14 protein-coding genes are annotated in these 18,778 nt (G+C 63.5%); 6 read left to right on the plus strand and 8 right to left on the minus strand.

Annotated elements, in window-relative coordinates; translation table 11 throughout:
* Positions 1–4: 4 nt before the first annotated feature.
* Positions 5–1,030, minus strand: a complete 1,026-nt coding sequence (gene ligD, locus LDN75_RS14125; protein ID WP_223932918.1) for a non-homologous end-joining DNA ligase — start codon at positions 1,028–1,030, stop codon at positions 5–7.
* 112 nt (positions 1,031–1,142) lie between these two features.
* Here ligD and LDN75_RS14130 point away from each other — a divergent pair, with 112 nt between their 5' ends.
* Entirely contained in the window at positions 1,143–1,808 is a 666-nt protein-coding gene (locus tag LDN75_RS14130) for an alpha/beta family hydrolase (protein ID WP_223932919.1), read from the plus strand.
* A 4-nt stretch (positions 1,809–1,812) separates the two neighbouring features.
* Here the strand turns inward: LDN75_RS14130 and LDN75_RS14135 are convergent, their stop codons facing one another.
* From LDN75_RS14135 to LDN75_RS14145, 3 genes are all read right to left on the minus strand, one after another.
* Positions 1,813–3,897 carry an elongation factor G-like protein EF-G2 gene (locus LDN75_RS14135; protein WP_223932920.1) on the minus strand — a complete coding sequence of 695 codons (2,085 nt, stop codon included), beginning with the start codon at positions 3,895–3,897 and terminating at the stop codon, positions 1,813–1,815.
* Positions 3,898–4,024: 127 nt separating this feature from the next.
* Positions 4,025–4,759: a M50 family metallopeptidase gene (locus LDN75_RS14140; RefSeq protein ID WP_223932921.1), complete on the minus strand. Its 735-nt coding sequence runs from the start codon at positions 4,757–4,759 to the stop codon at positions 4,025–4,027.
* Positions 4,756–5,373 (minus strand): TetR/AcrR family transcriptional regulator C-terminal domain-containing protein, encoded by a 618-nt coding sequence (locus LDN75_RS14145; protein ID WP_223932922.1) that lies wholly within the window; start codon positions 5,371–5,373, stop codon positions 4,756–4,758. The genes LDN75_RS14140 and LDN75_RS14145 overlap by 4 nt, the downstream gene beginning before the upstream one ends.
* A 156-nt stretch (positions 5,374–5,529) precedes the next feature.
* Between LDN75_RS14145 and LDN75_RS14150 the strand changes: the two genes are divergently transcribed.
* Positions 5,530–6,987, plus strand: coding sequence for an APC family permease (locus LDN75_RS14150; RefSeq protein ID WP_223932923.1), 1,458 nt, complete (start codon positions 5,530–5,532; stop codon positions 6,985–6,987).
* Positions 6,977–8,620, plus strand: a complete 1,644-nt coding sequence (locus LDN75_RS14155; protein WP_223932924.1) for an amidohydrolase — start codon at positions 6,977–6,979, stop codon at positions 8,618–8,620. The genes LDN75_RS14150 and LDN75_RS14155 overlap by 11 nt, the downstream gene beginning before the upstream one ends.
* Before the next feature lie 18 nt (positions 8,621–8,638).
* On the opposite strand, the gene hrpB is transcribed toward LDN75_RS14155, so the two are convergent.
* Together hrpB and LDN75_RS14165 are read right to left on the minus strand one after the other, a co-directional pair.
* On the minus strand, positions 8,639–11,266 hold the full coding sequence (gene hrpB / locus LDN75_RS14160; protein WP_223937584.1) for an ATP-dependent helicase HrpB: 2,628 nt from the start codon (positions 11,264–11,266) through the stop codon (positions 8,639–8,641).
* Positions 11,267–11,369: 103 nt separating this feature from the next.
* Complete coding sequence (locus LDN75_RS14165; RefSeq protein ID WP_223932925.1) at positions 11,370–12,413, minus strand: NAD(P)-dependent alcohol dehydrogenase; 1,044 nt, start codon at positions 12,411–12,413, stop codon at positions 11,370–11,372.
* Between the two features lie 130 nt (positions 12,414–12,543).
* Here LDN75_RS14165 and LDN75_RS14170 point away from each other — a divergent pair, with 130 nt between their 5' ends.
* Together LDN75_RS14170 and LDN75_RS14175 are read left to right on the plus strand one after the other, a co-directional pair.
* The gene (locus LDN75_RS14170; RefSeq protein ID WP_223932926.1) at positions 12,544–13,449 is read left to right on the plus strand and encodes a helix-turn-helix transcriptional regulator; all 906 of its coding nucleotides are present in this window, start codon (positions 12,544–12,546) and stop codon (positions 13,447–13,449) included.
* Between the two features lie 22 nt (positions 13,450–13,471).
* On the plus strand, positions 13,472–13,897 hold the full coding sequence (locus tag LDN75_RS14175) for a cupin domain-containing protein (protein WP_223932927.1): 426 nt from the start codon (positions 13,472–13,474) through the stop codon (positions 13,895–13,897).
* Positions 13,898–13,917: 20 nt separating this feature from the next.
* Here LDN75_RS14175 and LDN75_RS14180 read toward each other — a convergent pair whose 3' ends face one another.
* The gene (locus LDN75_RS14180) at positions 13,918–15,126 is read right to left on the minus strand and encodes an IS110 family transposase (protein ID WP_223932928.1); all 1,209 of its coding nucleotides are present in this window, start codon (positions 15,124–15,126) and stop codon (positions 13,918–13,920) included.
* Positions 15,127–15,390: 264 nt separating this feature from the next.
* Here LDN75_RS14180 and LDN75_RS14185 point away from each other — a divergent pair, with 264 nt between their 5' ends.
* On the plus strand, positions 15,391–17,493 hold the full coding sequence (locus LDN75_RS14185) for a DUF222 domain-containing protein (RefSeq protein ID WP_223932929.1): 2,103 nt from the start codon (positions 15,391–15,393) through the stop codon (positions 17,491–17,493).
* A gap of 24 nt (positions 17,494–17,517) precedes the next feature.
* Here LDN75_RS14185 and LDN75_RS14190 read toward each other — a convergent pair whose 3' ends face one another.
* A complete protein-coding gene (locus LDN75_RS14190) occupies positions 17,518–18,771 on the minus strand; it encodes an RNA polymerase sigma factor (protein WP_223932930.1) in 1,254 nt (417 codons plus the stop codon).
* Positions 18,772–18,778: the final 7 nt, after the last annotated feature.

The following is an 18,778-nucleotide window of genomic DNA, read 5'->3' on the forward strand; positions in this document are numbered from 1 at the left end:
GCGGTTACTCCTCCTGCTTGCGGGCCCTGCTGGGCTGCACCCGCATCGGTTCGCCCGGCATCTTGGGAAATTCCGGCGGGAACGGCATTTCGCCCTGGCCGTTCTTGACGTCCCGTTCCCACCATTGCAGAAGGACGTCGATGTCTCCGGGCTTGTCATGCATGGTGGCCCAGGGGTCGCCTGTTTTCTTCAGTCGATCCGGAACCGTGGCGATGGTGTATTTTGCTGGATCGGCGTTCTCCAGCTCTTCCCAGGTCAACGGGCACGATACTTGTGCCTGGGGCACGGCACGGGGGCTGTACGCACCAGCAATCGTCCTGTCGCGGTTGGCTTGGTTGAAGTCCACGAAGATCCTGGTTCCGCGTTCTTCCTTCCACCACGCTGTGGTGACCTTCTCCGGCATCCGGCGCTCCAACTCCCGTCCCGCAGCGATCACTGCGTGGCGGACTTCCAGGAATTCATGCTTGGGATGGATGGGTGCATATACGTGCAAACCGCGGTTGCCTGAGGTCTTGATGAAGGCCGTCAGCCCGGCTTCGTCAAGCAACGCACGGAGCTCCTGCGCGGCCGGGATGGCGTCATCGAAGTCGGTTCCAGGCTGGGGATCAAGGTCGATTCGCAGCTGGTCGGGATTATCAGGATCATTGGCACGGGAAGCCCACGGATGGAAAACCACGGTGTTCATTTGAGCTGCCCACACGGCGGTGGCCGGTTCGTCTATCACCAACTGCGGATGGGTCCGGGCGCTTGGATAGGTCACCATGACCGAGCGGACGTAGTCCGGCGCTCCTTTGGGAGGGTTCTTCGAGAAGAACATCTCACCTTCGATGTTGCCCGAGTAGCGCTGGAGACTGACTGGCCGGTTGCCGTTGGCCGCCACAAAGGCTTCGCCGACGTCCACCAGGTAATTGGCCAGGTCCAGTTTCGTCAGACCTGCCTCAGGCCACATCACACGGCTTGGACTCGAAATCCTCACTTCGCGGGGCCCTTCGGGGCCGGGCACGGAAACTGTTGCTGATTCGCTCGCCATGGCCACAAGCTACCCCGTGACGGGCGCCCGCGTCAGCATCCCGCGTTCCTTTTTTCCGGTGGCGTGACGTACTGACTGACAGCCCGCGGCCAAACTGCTCCATGATGGATACATGCCAAACACTGAAACCGCCCTGACTGTTGCCGTGGGAGACACCAAGGTATCCGGAATCCACGTTCGGCCTGACAAACCGTTCGCAACCCTCGTGGTGGCCCACGGCGCCGGCGCCGGTAAGGAACACCCCTTCCTGCAGGGTTTTGCCGAAGCGATGGCCGAGGAAGGCGTCAGTACGCTGCGCTTCAATTTCCCCTACCGGGAAGCAGGACGACGCTTCCCCGACCGTCCGCCGGCGGCCATTGCGACGTGGCGGGCGGTTATGGAAAAGGCAGCGGAGATCGCCGGCGATGAACCGTTGTGGGCAGGGGGCAAATCCTTCGGTGGTCGGATGGCCTCCATGGCCGTGGCCGAGGGAATGCCCGCGCGTGGCTTGGTGTATCTCGGCTATCCGCTGCACGCACCGGGCAAACCGGAGAAGCTGCGCGATGAACACCTCTACGGGGTAACCGTGCCCATGCTCTTCCTCCAAGGCACACGCGATACCTTCGCGACGCCGGAACTCCTGGAATCTGTGGTGGCCCGGATTGGCCCGACGGCCACACTCCAGTGGAGCGAAGACGCTGACCATTCGTTCGTGGTCAAGGGCGTTAAGCGCAGTGCCGCTGAGATAGGCGCCTCACTCGCGCCCGCAGTGGCGGGTTTTCTGAGGGAAAACAGTTGAGGGACTACTTCGGCACCGGTTCGTGACGAAGATAAGACCGCCGGAAGCGGCCCGTTCCTGCGGTCAGGGCCCTAAGTTCCACGGCGTAGCGTAGAAGTTCCTGATCAGGGACTTCGGCGGTGATCTCCGTACCTTCGCCGTTGGCTGCCGTAGTGCCGGTGACCCGTCCCCTTCGGCCCGACAAATCACTCATCACCGCCCCCACGTGTTCGTCGGGGACGCTGACCACCACGGCTGACACGGGCTCCAGCAGCTGGATCTTGGCCGCTGATGCGGCTTCGCGAAGGGCCAACGCACCGGCTGCCTGGAAAGCCGCGTCCGAGGAATCCACGCTGTGGGTCTTTCCGCCCACCAGGGTGACCTTGATATCCACCACGGGGAACCCAGCCGAAACACCCTTGAGCATCTGGGAGCGCACGCCTTTCTCCACGGAGGTGACGAAGGTGCCAGGAATAACTCCGCCCACTGTTTTGTCAGCGAATTCAAACCCCTCTCCGCGCGCCAAGGGCTCAACTTCGATGTCGCAGATGGCGAACTGTCCATGTCCGCCGGATTGCTTGACGTGCCGGCCATGCCCTGCGGCCTTGCTGGCGAAGGTTTCCCGCAGCGGCGTGATGACCTCCACTGTTTGAAGCTTGACGCCCTGGCCCCGGAGCCGGTCCAGTATCACCTCGGCATGCGCCTCACCCATGCACCAAAGAATCAACTGGTGGGTGTCCTGGTTGCGTTCCACCCGAAGCGTCGGATCTGCGGCGACTACCTTCCCGATGCTCTTGGCCAGCGCGTCCTCATCGCTACGGGAGAGGCCTTCGATCGCTATGGGCATCAGCGGCTCAGGCATGTTCCAGGTTTCGATCAGCAGTGGAGCTTCCTTGTCCGAGACAGTGTCCCCGGTTTCCGCATTTGCCAGCTTGCTGATGGCGCATATGTCACCGGCGATGCACTGCGAAACCGCCTTCAAGCTCGATCCGACGGGCGAATACAAATGCGTTACCCGTTCATCGCTGTCGTGGTCCTCATGGCCTCTGTCCGCCAATCCCCTACCCCCGATGTGGATGGCTGAATCTTCACGAAGGGTCCCGGAAAAGACACGGACCAGGCAAACGCGTCCCAGGAAGGGGTCCACCGTGGTTCGTACCACCTCGGCGGCGAGACGTCCTGCAGGATCGCAGTCCAGCGGCTTGAGGGACGAGCCATCGAGTTTCATCACGGGCGGAGCGGTGCGTTCCAAAGGCGAAGGCAAAGCATCAATCATCAGCGCCATGAGCTCGGGAAGCCCCAATCCCGTTTCCGCCGACGTAGCCATCACGGGGAAGAACGAGCCCCTTGCTACTGCGGTCTCCAGGTCGTTGATGAGATCCTCCAGTGGCAGCTCCTCGCCGCCCAGGTAGCGGTCCATGAGCGTTTCGTCTTCGCTTTCGGCAATAATCCCTTCAATCAAGGGCCCACGGGCTTCCTCCACTGCGGGATCATCACTGCTGCCGTGGAGCACCCCTGCCAGCTCGCCCCCGGAGGGGAGGTAAAGCGGGAGGACGGACTCACCGAAAGCTTCCTGGCAACGCACGACGGCGGCGTTGAAGTCCGCGCGTGGGTGGTCCAGGCGGCTGACCACGACAGCGCGCGGCATGCGGATCTTCTCGCATTCACCCCATAAGGCAATGGTGGCGCCGTCGATGCCGTCCACGGCGGAGACGACAAAGAGGGCCGCGTCAGCGGCCCTCAATCCTGCCCGTAATTCGCCCGTGAAATCCGTGTACCCGGGCGTGTCGATCAGGTTCACCTTGACCTCACCCACCAGGATCGGGGCCACTGATAGGGTGACGGATCGCTGCTGATGGATGGCCGACGGGTCCGAATCGCTGACTGTGGTTCCTTCGGTGATCGAGCCCATCCTGGTAATCGCCCCGGTCGCCGCCAGCAGCGCCTCCACCAGCATTGACTTCCCTGCACCTGAATGTCCCACGAGTGCCACGTTGCGTATCTTGGCAGGATCGGTTGCCGCCAGGGCCGTACCGTTCTCGCTTCGCCGGGTCTCGGGTGTGCCGGGCCCGGCCGCCTTGGCCGTCTCCCGTGTGCCCTTCGCGGACATGAGCACCTCCTGGTGTCGTATCCAAGCTCGAAGTTCGAACGCGTCGAAAGGTTCGAACGTGTAAGAGGATTGGACACCCTGAGGCGACCGGAGGGCAAGACCCAGCTTCGGAAATGGCGGACAGGCGCTAGGACTGGACCATCCCCCACAACAGCCATGCTGAGGTGAGGGCGCTTGCGGTGATGACCACGGAGAACCCAGTCAACCACAGGAAGGATGGGATGCCGGTGGTGCGTCCCAGGATATAGGCGTCCGAGGCCGCGAGCCGGTCCCGGCGACGCGTGTGAACACCGGCCAGCTTGAACAGATCCCGCACAGCACCCACTGAAAGGGCCAACCCCAGGGCAAGCACGGCGTAGTTGACCACTGCGGGCGATCCGAACAGGACCAGCAACTGGGCGATCGCTGCGCTGACTACGGCCACAAGGATCCCGGTGAGGTTACGCAGGAAAACCAGGGAGACCAGCAGGATGAGGGCACCGACGGACATCGCGGCTCCTGATCGGCCTGCGGCGAACGCCGCAATCAGGGCAAGTCCAACGACTGCCGGTGCTGGATAACCCCAAAAGCCGGACCAGGCCGCACCGAAAGGACTCCGGCCGCTGCTGACGAGGCGGCCCGAATGGTCCATTCCTATGCGAAGGCTGTGGACGAAGCGCCCCGTCATGAGGGCGGCATAGGCGTGGCCAAGCTCATGGACGAATGTCACGTACAGGCCGAACCATCGCCAGGTGGCGCGGGGGATGCTCAAAACAGTGGCGCCGGCGAGAATGGCCAGCAGTGCGGGCAGGGGCACGGCGGTGGTATGGACCTCGGTGAAGCCACGGACTACAGCCGCCCACCAGTTCTGCAGGAGGTTCACAACACCGGCGATTGGAGGCGGGAACGGAGTCCCGCAACCAGGATCTCCAAACCGAAATCGAAGGCTGCTTCACCGCGTTGATCCGGCGGACCTGCATGCGTGAGCGCCTGCGTAAGCGTCGGGTAGCCGTGAACCGGAGGCGCCCACACGACGTCGGGAGCGGCCAGGTCCAGGGCAAATCCCAACGCGAAACTATCAATGGTGGAAATCGCCGAGACCACATCCTGTCCACGGAAACCAGCGTTTTCCAAGGCGACCGCCAGGTTCTCGTACAGGGCCAGCACTTGGTCGTCCTGAACCGTTTGCAGGACGAGCAGGGGCGCCAGGCGGGGGTGCCGGGCGAAGGCATCGCGGTAGCTGCGGACGATGACCCTCAGGGCGTCCTCCCAGTCCTGCCCTTCATGGAGGGTGTAGGGGCTCTCGGCGATGATCCGCCCGCGCATGAGCTCCAGTATTTCTTCCCGTCCGCTGACGTGGTTGTAAATGGATGATTGGCTGACGCCGATCCTCTTGGCCAGTTTGGGCAGGCTGAAGTCGCCGGCTTCGTCTACCAGCTCCAGGGCGGCAGTGACGAGTGCGTCGATGGATATCAGCGGAACCAGCGGGCGTGGCATTTGGGTCTCCAATCAAAGTGTTGTTACGACTCTAGCCAGAACTTTGCTCGAAGGTATTGTGCGCCGAATCACAAGGCTCTACGATAAACGAAAGCCTTTCGCTTATGGATTGGCTCCCCCTTCGAAACTTCCCCGCATTAGACCCCCGAGGACACCATGTCTGAAATCGAAACCCGCCCTCCAGCAGCGGATGCTGGAAACGGGCTCAAGCGGAATGCCATTGGCACAGGCGGCATAGCCTTCCTGGTGATCTCCGCAGCAGCACCCTTGACCGTGATGGCCGGCGTCGCACCTGTGGCCATTGGTATCGGGGGCATTGGCGCTCCCATGGGCTACGTCATCGCCGGCGCCGTGTTGTTGATCTTTGCTGTGGCATTCATGGCCATGACCAAGCACGTCAAAGCAGCCGGCGGCTTCTACACCTACATCACGCTTGCCATGGGAAAAACGGTGGGATTGGCCTCCGCCATCCTCGCGATCGTTTCCTACAACTGCCTGCAGATCGGCGTTTACGGGCTGTTCGCGGTCCAAACCCAGGCGATGCTCCGGACGCTCTTCGGCTTGGACGTTCCATGGCCGACAGTAGCGTTGGTGGCTGTCGCGGCCGTCTGGTTCCTTGGCTATCGGGGCATCGACGTTGGCGCAAAGGTCCTGGGCGTCCTGCTCATCGCCGAAACAGCAATTCTTGCCATCATGGGCGCCGGCATTCTGGCGAACGGCGGCGCACAAGGCATCAGCCTTGCTTCCTTCTCCCCCGAGCATGCGTTCACCCCTGGCGTCCTGGCCATCCTGGCCATCTGCTTCGCCGCCTTCATGGGCTTCGAATCCACGGTGCTGTACCGGCGTGAGGCCCGCAATCCGGACAAGTCAGTCCCGCGGGCAACCTACATTGCTGTCGGCTTCATGTCCGTGTTCTACGCCTTCATCGTGTGGACAGTCATCCAGGCCTATGGCGACGGCGACGTGATGGCGGCTGCGGGTGAGTTGGCCGACGGCATGTTCTTCGCCACGATCAACCACTACGTGGGTCCATGGGCAGAAGTGGTGATGTACGTGTTGATCGTGACCAGTGTCTATGCCTCCCAACTTGCTTTCCACAATGCCATCAACCGCTATGTCTACATGCTCGCCAAAGATGGCGTCGTTCCTGCATTCCTCGGCAAGACGCATCCGAAGTACAAGTCCCCGCACCGAGCCGGGCAGATCCAGACAGCCCTCGCCGCAATCGTCATCATCATTTGCGCAATTGCCGGCGCCGATCCTTACAAGCAGCTGCTGATCTGGGTCAACACGCCCGGCATCTTCGGCATTGTCGCTTTGCAGGGACTGGTATCGGTGGCAGCGTTCATCTACCTTCGTCGCAATCCCGCGGCCGCGACCAACCGGCTACTTATTCCCCTCAGCATTGCTTCAGCCATCCTGCTCTTCGGCGTAGCCGCATTGATCGCCATCAACATCGAGCTCCTGACATTCGCCGATGCCCTCACCAACACCATCCTCCTGCTGGTGACCCCCCTTGTTTTCCTGGCAGGCCTGCTGATAGCCCGCAGCCTGCGCAGTGCCCGCCCTGACGTCTTTGCCCGGATTGGAAGCTTCGAAACCCATGACTCCTAACCTCATCGTCCTTGCCGACACCATCCACACGCTCGACGACCACCCGGTCAGCGATTCCCGCCAGTCCACCCAGGCCGTTGCCGTCAGCGACGGGGTGATTACCGCCGTCGGAACCCGGGAGGACGCCCAGGAGTGGCGGAAGGCCGTCACCCGGGTTGTGGATCTTGGTAGCGCAACGCTCACACCGGGCCTGGTGGATTGCCACATCCACCCGGTGTTTGGCCTGGACCTGACCATCGGCTGTGATCTGTCCGGTGCCTCGACGTTGGCTGAAGTACGCTCGCTGCTGCAGGTAGAATCAGCGAACGACGGCGGCTGGTTGCGTGCATGGGGCCTGAACCCGAACGCGTTTGGCTCGGCACCCCTGCACCGGAGTGTGATCGACGAAGTCTCCGGAGACCGGCCAGCCATGATCCGGTTGTTCGACGGCCATTCGGCTTTGGCCAACAGTCGGGCCCTGGAAGTGGCCGGGATCCATGGCCGCTTTGAATTCGACCAGACCGCCGAGGTGGTCTGCGACGCGGACGGCGTCCCTACCGGCATGCTCCTGGAAGCGGCGGCCATTGACCTCGTGCAACGGCATATCCCGAAGGAGTCGTTTGACGAACGGAAGACCCGACTCGGCAACTTGCTGCGGGACTTCGCACGGTCAGGCCTGACCGGCGGACACGTCATGGACCATGACGAAGAGTCGACAGCACTTTTTCAGGCTTTGGAAGCCGAGGGCGAGCTGCCCCTGCGGCTGCGGACCGCCCCGTGGTGCATGCCAGGCACCGGCGAGGCTGAGTGGAAGGAACTTGCCCGTAGCGTAGGCAAGGGCGGGCGCCGCTGGTCCATCGAGGCCATCAAGCTGTTCGTCGATGGAACCGTGGACAACGGTACCGCGTGGCTTTACGAGCCGGATCTCTACGGCCAATCTACTGCGCCCTTCTGGCCGCGGCCGGAAGAATACACAGCTGCGGTTCGCTATTTTGCCTCCCGTGGCATCCCGACGGCCACCCACGCCATCGGCGATGCCGGAGTGGAACATGTCCTGGACGCCTTGGAGTCTCTCCGCGGCGTTGTGCCCGCGGACGTCCTCCGCCAATCCGTCCACCGGATCGAACACATCGAAACCGTGCCGGATGAGCTTGTGCAACGCTTCAAGGACGCCGGCGTGGTGGCGAGCATGCAGCCGACACACTGCACGCATTATTCCGTGGCCGACCACAGCGACAACTGGTCCACCCGGCTTGGCCAGGTCCGTGCCGACCGCGCCTGGCGCTGCAGGGACCTTCGCGATGCCGGGGTTACCTTGGGCATCGGCTCCGACTGGCCGATCGCTCCCTACGAGCCCTTGCCGATCATTGCAGACGCCCAGTTGCGGCGCCGTTCCGGACATCCGGAGCAGGAGCCCATCGCACCTGCCCAGGCACTCACGGCACTCCAGGCCCTTGAGGGCTACACCTCGCACGCGGCACGCGCTGCAGGAATATGGGACGTTTCGGGGTCCATCGAGGTGGGCAAACGCGCCGACTTCACCGTGTTCGAACTCGATCCGCTCGCCACGGCCGCTGATGAGTTAGCCGCCAGCAGCGTGCTGGGAACGTTCGTGGACGGCGAGATCCAGTTCATGCTGGAAAGGCTCCCCTAGCTCCACTGATCCGGAGGGTTACATCCGCTTCTTGGTTTTGCCAGTAGCAACCGCCGTCCACGGGTCTTCGGGCCAGGGATGCCTGGGGTAGCGCCCACGCATCTCTGCCCGAACCTGGGAGTAGGGTCCGGACCAAAACGATGCGAGATCGCCTGTCACGGCCAACGGCCTGCCTGCGGGAGACAAAAGGTGGAAAAGTACTGGCACCCGTCCGCCAACAAGGCGGGGCGTACGGTCCCAACCGAAGCATTCCTGCAGCTTGACCGCCACAACCGGGCTCCCGCCGTCGTGCTGCTCGTTCTGCCGGTCAGGGTGCTCGGAGGCCTCCGAGACCTCTGGATACTCGATCCGCACACGCGAGCCGCTTGGCACTTCAAGGCGCTCAGGAACAAGGCTGTCCAAGTTTGAAGCCTCGGGCCATGGGAGCAGGCGCCGTAGTGGATCGCTGAGGTCAATGGTGTTGGTGGGCGTGCCGGTGGCCATGGATTCGAGTTCGGGGGCAAGCCAGTCACCCAACCTGGATAACAGCGCGGATTCGCTGACATCAGGCCACGGATCGCCGAGTACCCGGTACAACAAAGCGAGCCGTCGGCGCAGGGTATCTGCGGCAGCGGACCACCCGATCATCGAGAGTCCTGCTTTCTCCAGTGCAACCGCAACGGCATGCCGGCCCTGCACCGCGTTGGGGCGAACGGGCGTGGAGGACAGCACTAGGGCTCCCAGCCGCCGTTCAAGCCTCGCGGTCACCCGCCCCTGGGCGAAACGTGCCGTCACCTCCTCGACCAAAAGTTCCGGCGCCGCGGCCGCCGCCAGCCCGGCGGACAGGGGCGCCGCCGATCGGATCACGGCGCCCGTGCCCGCGGCATCCCGGCCTTGGGCACGGGAAACCTCGGCCACGGCCAACCAGTCATGCCCGGCCAGGGAACTACCTGCCGGCAAACCAGCCCGGGTGCCCGATGTCAGCAGATACGTTGGTGACCCTTGGCCAGGAACCCGCCTGGCAATACGGTCCGGGAAGGCCAACGCGACCACGAACCCAGGCGCCTCCCCCGCTGTAACGTCCAGCGCGCCTTCCACGACGTCGGAGCTCTCCTGGCGCGCGATCGATTCCATCCGTTTAACGTCCTCAGCAAATTGTCGGGCTGCCGGCTCCGATCCCGAATGAAATGAGGCCAACAGCTTTGTGAGGTCGGCGCCCGGCGCGCGTTGGTCACCGGCCACAACTGCGACCGTTTCAGCCGCACGGCGGCGGCCCACCATCGCCGAACCGTCCAGCAGCGCCCGGGCGAGCCGAGGGTCTGCCGGTATCCTGGCCAAAGTCCTGCCCAAGTCCGAGACAGTTCCCTCCGCAGTCACCGCGCCGAGCTCCCGAAGGACCTCGATAGCCTCGTCCATGGCCGCGCGGGGCGGCGCATCCGGCAAGGCAAGCCCCCGGCCTCCAGGGGCGCCCCAACAAGCGAGGACCAAGGCGGCGCTGGTGAGGTCGGCCACCGAAATCTCCGGGGTTTGATGTGCCGGCGCCGCTGCGAATGCCTGCTGGCCGTAGCAACGAACCACCCTTCCGGGACCTTGGCGGGCAGCGCGCCCGGCCCGCTGATCGGCCGAGGCCTGTGAGCAGGAAACTGTCACCAATCCGGACATGCCCCTGCCGGCGTCGCGGCGTGGTTCACGTGCGAGGCCGGAATCTATTACCAGCCGGACGCCTGGCACCGTGAGTGAAGACTCTGCAAGCGGTGTTGAAACGATGATTCGGGGCGGTCCGCCAGGTTCCCGGCCCGATACCGCCCGGTCCTGCGCTTCCGGGCCGATCTGGCCGTGCAGCTCAAGCACCTCAACACCAGCCCGGACCCGCCCGCGGAGCCGGCTGGCGACGTCGGACACCTCGCGAACGCCCGGGAGGAAGACCAAGGCGTCAATGTCCCCGTTATGTGCGAGGGCTTCTTCGTGCGCCGCCGCTGCTGTTTCGGCAACGTGGTTCAGGAAGCTGAACGTGACGCCGCGATCATCCAGGCGCTGACCCGCGGCAGGAGCCCAGTCAACTTCCAAGGGGTGCAGCACGGATGGACAATCGACCACTGGAGCCGGGCCGCCGTCGCCGTCCTCCACTTGTCCGTTCCTTCCCAGCAGGGCGGCGAAACGCCTGGCATCAAGAGTTGCCGACATGGCGACCAGCATCAGGTCGCCACGGAGTTCGCGGACTTCGGCGAGCATGCCCACGAGAAGATCGGTTTCGAGGCCGCGCTCGTGGACCTCATCCAGGATCACGGCTTGTATGCCCTCAAGTCCGGGATCAGCCAGGAGGCGCCGCAGCAGGATGCCGGGCGTCACGAACTCCACCACAGTTTCCGAACCCGTTTTGCTCTCGCCACGAACGGTATATCCAACCCTGTCCCCGAGACGGGTGCCGTCCAGCGACGCGAGGCGGCGCGCCGCAGAACGGGCGGCGACACGCCGCGGTTGAGTGACGACGACGCGTGGCCGGTCCGGGTGCCTCTCCGCAACAAGGTTGGCCAGCAGCGGAGGAACAAGCGTGGTCTTGCCGGTACCGGGCGGTGCCTGCACGACTGCCGTGCCGCCGTCGCCCTGGTCTGTCAGGGCCGCTGCCAGTGCCGTGAGGGAATCAGCAAAGACCAGTCCCGTCCCCATGCTGTCCAGTCTGAAAGTCACCAGACCATTGTCCCTGCTGTGTGGAAGGTGAAAGGCCACGCCCCTTGACGGGAGCGTGGCCTTTTCGGTGGTGCTGTGGGTTCTAGCCGATGGTGGACGCATCAATGACGAAACGGTACCGAACGTCAGAGGCGAGGACGCGCTCGTAGGCTTCGTTGATCTTGCTGGCCGGTATGACTTCGATCTCGGCGCCGAGGCCGTGCTCAGCGCAGAAGTCCAGCATCTCCTGGGTTTCGCGGATTCCGCCAATCATGGAGCCGGCGAACCTGCGGCGCCCACCGATGAGGGCGAAAGCATTCACGGGCAGCGGCTCGGCCGGCGCACCAACGTTCACCAGCGTGCCGTCGAGGCTCAGCAGTTGCAGGTAGGCGCTGATGTCGATGGACGCGCTGACGGTGTTGATGATGAGGTCAAACGTACCTGCCAGCTGCTCGAACGTGGCAGGATCACTGGTTGCGTAGTAGTGGTCTGCGCCCAGCTCCAGGCCGTCTTCCATCTTCTTCAGGGACTGCGAGAGGACAGTTACCTCGGCACCCATGGCGTGGGCAATCTTGACGCCCATGTGGCCCAAGCCGCCCAAGCCCACGATCGCGACCTTCTTGCCAGGACCGGCCTCCCAGTGATGCAGCGGGGAGAAGGTCGTGATGCCTGCGCACAGCAGCGGAGCGGCGACATCAAGATCCAGCGCCTCAGGGATAGTGACTACGAAGTCCTCGTTCACCACGACGCTGCTCGAGTAGCCGCCCTGGGTGATGGTGCCATCGCGGTCAACTGCGCCGTAGGTGCCCACGTTGCCGTTGAGGCAGTACTGTTCCTCGCCCGCCAAGCAGTTCCTGCATTCCTTGCAGGAGTTGACCATGCAGCCAACGCCTACGCGGTCGCCCACTTTGTGCTTGGTGACGTTCGGACCAACTTCGGTAACGATGCCGGCAATTTCATGGCCGGGGACCAGCGGGTACTGCTGGGGACCCCAATCGCCCCGGACGGTGTGGATGTCCGAGTGGCAGATGCCAGCGAACTTGATGTCGATGTGGACGTCGTGGGGACCAACCTCACGGCGTTCAATGGTGGTCAGGGTGAGGTCGCCCGTGGCCGAGGGTGAAGCATACGCGTTAGCGGTAGGCATGTTTCTCCTGCGTGGTGAAGATTTTCGGATGCTTCCATCTAACCCCCTTTTCCAAACCACAAGGAGTTACTGCTGTTAGGGGTACTGACAGGGACTCCCTTGGCAGGCCAAAACCCCTACCGTTGGAAACATGGATAACCGTACCGAGACGCGCGATTTCCTCTCGACACGAAGAGCGAAGATCACCCCCGAGCAAGCAGGGTTGGCCGCCTATGGCGGCAACCGGCGCGTCCTTGGACTCCGCCGCGGCGAAGTTGCCATGCTTGCAGGCGTCAGTGTCGAGTACTACACCCGTTTGGAGCGAGGGAACCTTTCAGGCGTTTCCGATAGCGTCCTTGAGTCCCTGGCCAGCGCCTTGCAACTGGACGACGCCGAACGGGCACACCTGTTCGACCTCGCCCGTGCCGCAAATGATGGCGGCCGCTTGCGACGGCGTCCGGTACGGAAGCAGTCCATCCGGCAAAGTGTCCAACTCACTTTGGACGCAATCACGCATTCCCCCGCTTTCGTCCGGAACGGCCGACTCGACATCCTGGCTACCAACGCCTTGGGCAGGGCGCTGTACGCAGACAGTTACGACGTCCCTTCCGGGCCACCCAACCTTGCCCGTTTCCTTTTCCTCGATTCCCGCAGCCATGACTTCTACGCAGATTGGGAACGGGCTGCCAACGACACTGTCGCCATCATGCGGACCGAGGCCGGGCGAAACCCCTATGACCGCGGACTCAGTGACCTTGTGGGTGAGCTGTCCACCCGCAGCGAGGAATTCCGCGTGCGTTGGGCATCCCACAACGTCCGGCAGCACTACACCGGGAAGAAGCACTTCCGGCATCCGATCGTCGGGGACCTGCACGTGCTCTACGAGGCGTTTGAGTTGTCCGCCGATGACGGCCTGACGATGACCATCTACAACGCCGAGCCCGGCACTGGAACGGAGGATGCCTTGCGGCTGCTCGCGAGTTGGGCAGCCACCACGCATCCGGCGTCTCAGGAGTCCGGATTCGGCGAAGTTCTCCCGAAGACAAACCGCAACTGATTCCGCAACGAAAAAAGGAACCATGAATATCACCCCAAAGACCACCAGCACCAAGGGACCGGCGGAGCTCTTCACGGGCGACGTCTACTTCGACGTGATCGCCAAGGGAGACGAGCCTTCGCGGATGCGCGTGAACACCGTTCGCTTTGCTCCCTGCGCCCGCACAGCCTGGCACACGCATGCCGCTGGCCAGACGCTCCATGTGACCGATGGTGTGGGCTTGGTACAAGCGCGTGGAGCCGAGGTAAAGGTGGTGCGTCAAGGCGACACCATCTACACGCCGCCGGGCGAATGGCACTGGCATGGCGCGGCTCCGGAGCACTTCATGAGTCACCTCGCCATGTGGGAAACCACTGGCACGCTGGACGGTTCCGAGACAACGTGGGGTGAGCTGGTGACCGATGAGGAATATGGCTATCCGGTTGAGGGTGGTGGCTCTCGATCCTAAAAATGATGCTCCTATTGCTGTCAATGGTCGTTGAGCCAGCTTTCGTAGCGTTTGTGGAAGTTGTCGTCGCGGGTGAGTCCGCGTTCGAGACGGGATAGTGCGGTAGGCCAGACGCGGAGGTCATCAGCGGCGGCCTGGAGGGTGATGTTCTTGGCTTTCCGCAGGGCCCGGAGCTGCCCGGCGAAGGGTGCTGGGTGGGGGTGCATGATCTGGTCATAGATTTCACGTGCAACGTAGCGTTTGAGGCAGCGCATGATTTCCTTGGTGGTTTTGCCTTCTTGTCGGCGCCTGGCCACGTAGGTTTTGGTCCGGCTATCACTCATCATCCGTACGAGCACTACGCGATGGATGGCTTTATTGGCTTGCCGGTCTCCGCCACGGCTAAGTCGATGCCGGGTGGTTTTCCCTGAGGCGGCCGGGATGGGGGCAACGCCGACCAGGGCTGCGAACCTTGCCTCCGAGGTGACCCTTTCGGAGTTGTCGCCTACGGTTACCAGCAACTGACTTGCAACGTCAGTGCCAACACCCTGAATGTCCCTGAGCGTAGGGGCGTGAATGGTGAGGATTGCGTCGAGTTCAGTATCGATCAGGGCCACTTCCGTGTTCAGGTGCCGGTAGCGGACAGCCAAGCGCTTGAGAACGATGGCGGTGGCGTTTGGAGGCTCGGCAGGGTCACCGATCGGTCGGCTTTTCTCCAGTGCGCTCATCATTGCAACGCGGCTTAAGCCGCGGTACTTCGCCCGGATGGGCTCAGGAGCAGAGACCAGGATGCTCTTGATCTGAGCCATGACCGCGACCCTTGCCCGCATGGCAGAGTTTCGTTCAGCGCGCAGAACACGTAGTGATTCCACAGCCCCGTCCCTGGCTTTTGGCGTCGCAACCCTGCTGCCGGCAAGTGCAGCTTCCGCAGCCTGATAGGCATCCAACGGATCAGACTTGCCCCGTAGCCGGCGTTCTTGCCGGTTTGGACGCATCACTTCCAGGACCCAGAAGTGCTCCCGACTCAGGACGCGTGCGAGCTCCGCTCCGTAACTGCCTGTGCCCTCCACGCCGATGGACGAGACCGGGCCAAATCCGGTGATGAACTCCACGATCTGCCGGTAGCCGGAACCGACGGCAAGGAACTCCTTGTCCCCTAGATGCCGCCCTGTTTCACTGATGACGGCGACGTGGTGGGTATCGGCATGCGTGTCGATCCCAGCGATGACTTTCGGATGTTGTTTTGCCATGATGAAACTGCCCTGACCTTCTGTTGCGTGCAATGGAACATGAAGGGCACGCCGGCCGGGTGGTCAGACAAGACAGTAATGGGATTCTTTGAGCAGGCTCCTATGAGGTCATGTCCACCTGGCCGCCGCGCTTATTACAGCCTGCGTCACGGCGGACAGATCATTTTGAAGACAAACCACAAGGGCGTCAGTCGGAGGCAGAGTCACACCGCAACACAAGCCAATTCCATCATTACTGTCAGACCCTGGTGGGAGGGTTGATTCATGGAAAGGGTTGGGCAGTTCGCGGCACGTGGGGCGGTAGCCTCCGGTGACGGTGGTGCCCTCTCCCGGGCCAGGATGCGGAGCCTGGGAGCGCCTACCCGGCTCGCCATGGCATCCAAGAGTTCGACGTCGATGCTGACACGAGCGGATAATCCCAGGCGCGCTGAGCTGCTTCGCGGGCTCGATTCGATAAGGAGTGCACCGCATTCCCCTCCCGGCCCGGATGAAACCCTGGATGCCACCGCCAGTCCGGCCCAACCAGGCACCGGCCATGGACACGTGCACTCAGAGCCCACCCCGCTTTCACTAGCCGGTGCCATGGAAACGCTGGTCTCTGCTTTGGATGGCCCACGCGGGATGGCCGCCACTGAAGCCCGGCTGTTCGGGTTTGTTGAGGCATCACACTTCGCCGGGCGGGTGGAGGAGATCGCCCGGACCGTGGAGTACCTTCAGGTGGTCGCGGCCCAGGCGGTGGAACGGACCCGGCAGGAAGCCCAGCAGGCACACTCCTCCGCCGCGGGCACCAGATGGCGGACAGGCTGGACCGAAACCGCAACCGAACTTGAACGCGAACCCGGGGCCGGGACCGCAACCTCGGGTCCGGACTCGGCTGCCGTTGTTGGGGCCACTGCTGCTGGGCCCGCTGCTGTTGGGCCTGCCGTTGTTGGGCCTGCCGTTGTTGGGCCTGCTGCTGTTGGGTCGGCGGAAGCTGCCGCGGTGGTGGATGATGGGTACCGCAACGCCGCGGAATTCCTGCGCGCCCGCCTGAGGATCGGCATCGGCGAAGCCAGGCGCCGGCTCGCCCTCGCAGCCCAAGCGCTCCCCCGCGTCGGCATCGCCGGACAACACATCCCGCCCCGCCGCGAAATCCTTGCCAAGGCCCTCGAATCCACACAGATACCCACCCGCTCAGCGACCATCATCAGCGCCGCGCTGGACAAAGTACAGCTCCTCACCGACGAGGACACCCTCGCCGGAATGGAACAAGCCCTGACCACCACCGCCCGTGAATCCGATCCCGACTTCGTCCTCAAAATAGCCAAACGCTGGACCGACTCGATCGACCAGGACGGGCCCGAACCCAGCGAAGAAATCCTCCGCCAACTCCAAGGCACCTTCATCCGCAAACCCCGCCACGGACTGCACCACCTGGAAATCTTCGCCACCACCGAACAATACGAAACACTCACCACCGCCATGAACACCGCCACCAACCCCCGCCTCACCACCGGCAACAACACCACCGGAAACGGGGACAACCACACGACGGGCGGGCCGGGCACGGGCGGGCCGGGCACGAACGAAGCGGACACGGGCGGGCCGGGCACGAACGAAGCGGGCACGGGCGGGCCGGGCACGAACAGTGGCGGCCAAGCTGGTGAGCCTGCCGGTCAGCGTCGTGGCCGGAACGGATCAGCCAGCCCGGACCTGGACCGCCGCTCCCGCGCGCAGAAACTCCTCGACGGCCTCGTCGGAGCCTGCGGTGTCGCCCTGACCACCGGCAAGCTGCCAGCCAACGGCGGACTCCGGCCCCAGGTCATGGTCACCATCAACCACCACGACCTCCTCCAGGAACTCAGGAACGCGGCGAACACCCCGGTCCGCGCAACCAACACCCGAACCCGCCCGGCCGGCACCCCCACGAATCAACCCGGCCCGCAACGAACGCGGCCCGGCTCCGGCGCCGCCACGTTCAGCGGCCCGATCCACCCCAACACCATCCGCAAAATCGCCTGCGACGCCGACATCATCCCGGTCCTGCTCGGCACCGAATCGAGGGTCCTGGACATCGGCCGCACCACCCGGATCTTCCCGCCCCACATCCGCAAAGCCATCACCGCCCGGGACCAAGGCTGCGCCTTCCCCGACTGCACCATGCCAGCACCCTGGTGCGAAGCCCACCACATCACCTACTGGTCACACGGCGGCACCACAGGAACCGAAAACGGCACCCTCCTCTGCAGCCACCACCACCACCTCATCCACAAAGAACACTGGACCATCACCACCAACACCGGCGTGCCCTGGTTCACCCCACCACCACACATCGACCCCCACCAAACACCACGCCGCAACCACCACCACACACCCCTCAGAACATAAAGGCGCCACAAACAATACCTGGCGCTATCTGTGTCCCAAGCCCACGATCTTCCGCTCAAGGGCCCAGCGTTCCGCACCGTTGGAGCACAGCTCAAGGGCCTGTCGAAACGCCTCTCTGGCCTCTTCATGGCGCCCAAGCCGGGACAGCAGTTCTCCCCTGACCGCTGGCAGGAGATGCAGGCCTTTGAGTTCACCCCGACCAGCAAGTTCGTCAACGAGGTCCAGTCCGGCTACAGGGCCAGAGGCCATGGACACAGCTACGGCGCGGTTCAGGTCAATGATCGGCGACGGCGTGAGTCGCCCGAGTGCCTCATAAAGGATCACGATTCGCTCCCAGTCCGTTTCCTCCACTGAACGCGCAGCAGCATGGCATTCGGCGATGGAGGCCTGGAGCCCATAGGCGCCGAGCCCTCGGCCGGCAGCCACCGCAGTCGAAAGAGCTGCGCGTCCGCGCCTGATTGCTGACTGGTCCCACCGCCGTCGATCCTGGTCTTCCAGCAGGACCGGTTGCCCGGCGGCGTCGAGCCTCGCCGGGAATCGCGAGGCGGTGAGTTCCATCAATGCCAGCAGGCCGAACGCTTCAGGTTCCGGCGCGAGGCGAACAAGCACCCTGGCTAGCCGACGTGCTTCACTGGCGAGTTCGGTGCGCATCCAGGAGTTCCCTCCGGAAGCGTACGCCCCCTCGGTGAAGATCAAGTAGACCACATTCAGTACCGAACCAAGCCGCTGCGGAACCTCGTGGGCTTCGGGCACCGCGAAAGGGACGCGCGCCGCGGCGAGAGTCTTCTTGGCCCGGGTGATACGGGCCTGAATGGTTGGCACCGGGACCAGGAATGCCTTCGCAATCTCTTCTGTAGCCATGCCACCCACAACCCTCAGTGTCAACGCAATCCGGGCTTCCTTGGATAGGACCGGGTGGCATGAAACGAACATCAGGGCCAGCACGTCATCATCGATTGTTTGGGGGTCGAACAGCGTATCCACGCCCGCTTCCTCCTCTGAAAGGTCACGGGCCAGGAGGGCGTATTTGTCGTCCAGGGCTGCCCGCCGGCGGAAAGTATCGATGGCGCGACGGCGACCCGCTGTCAGGAGCCATCCCACAGGTTCGGCGGGTGCGCCATTGACGGACCACGAAACGAGTGCCTCCGCGAGTGCCTCCTGCGCGAGATCCTCGGCCAGCGGAAAGTCTCCCGTATAGCGGGCAAGGGCGCCGACGATGCGGGCGGATTCGCTGCGCCACACCGCTTCGACGGCGGCCCTTGCCTCATTGCTGCTCACGTGCGTT

The organism is Arthrobacter sp. StoSoilB5 (genome assembly GCF_019977235.1).
GTDB lineage: Bacteria > Actinomycetota > Actinomycetes > Actinomycetales > Micrococcaceae > Arthrobacter.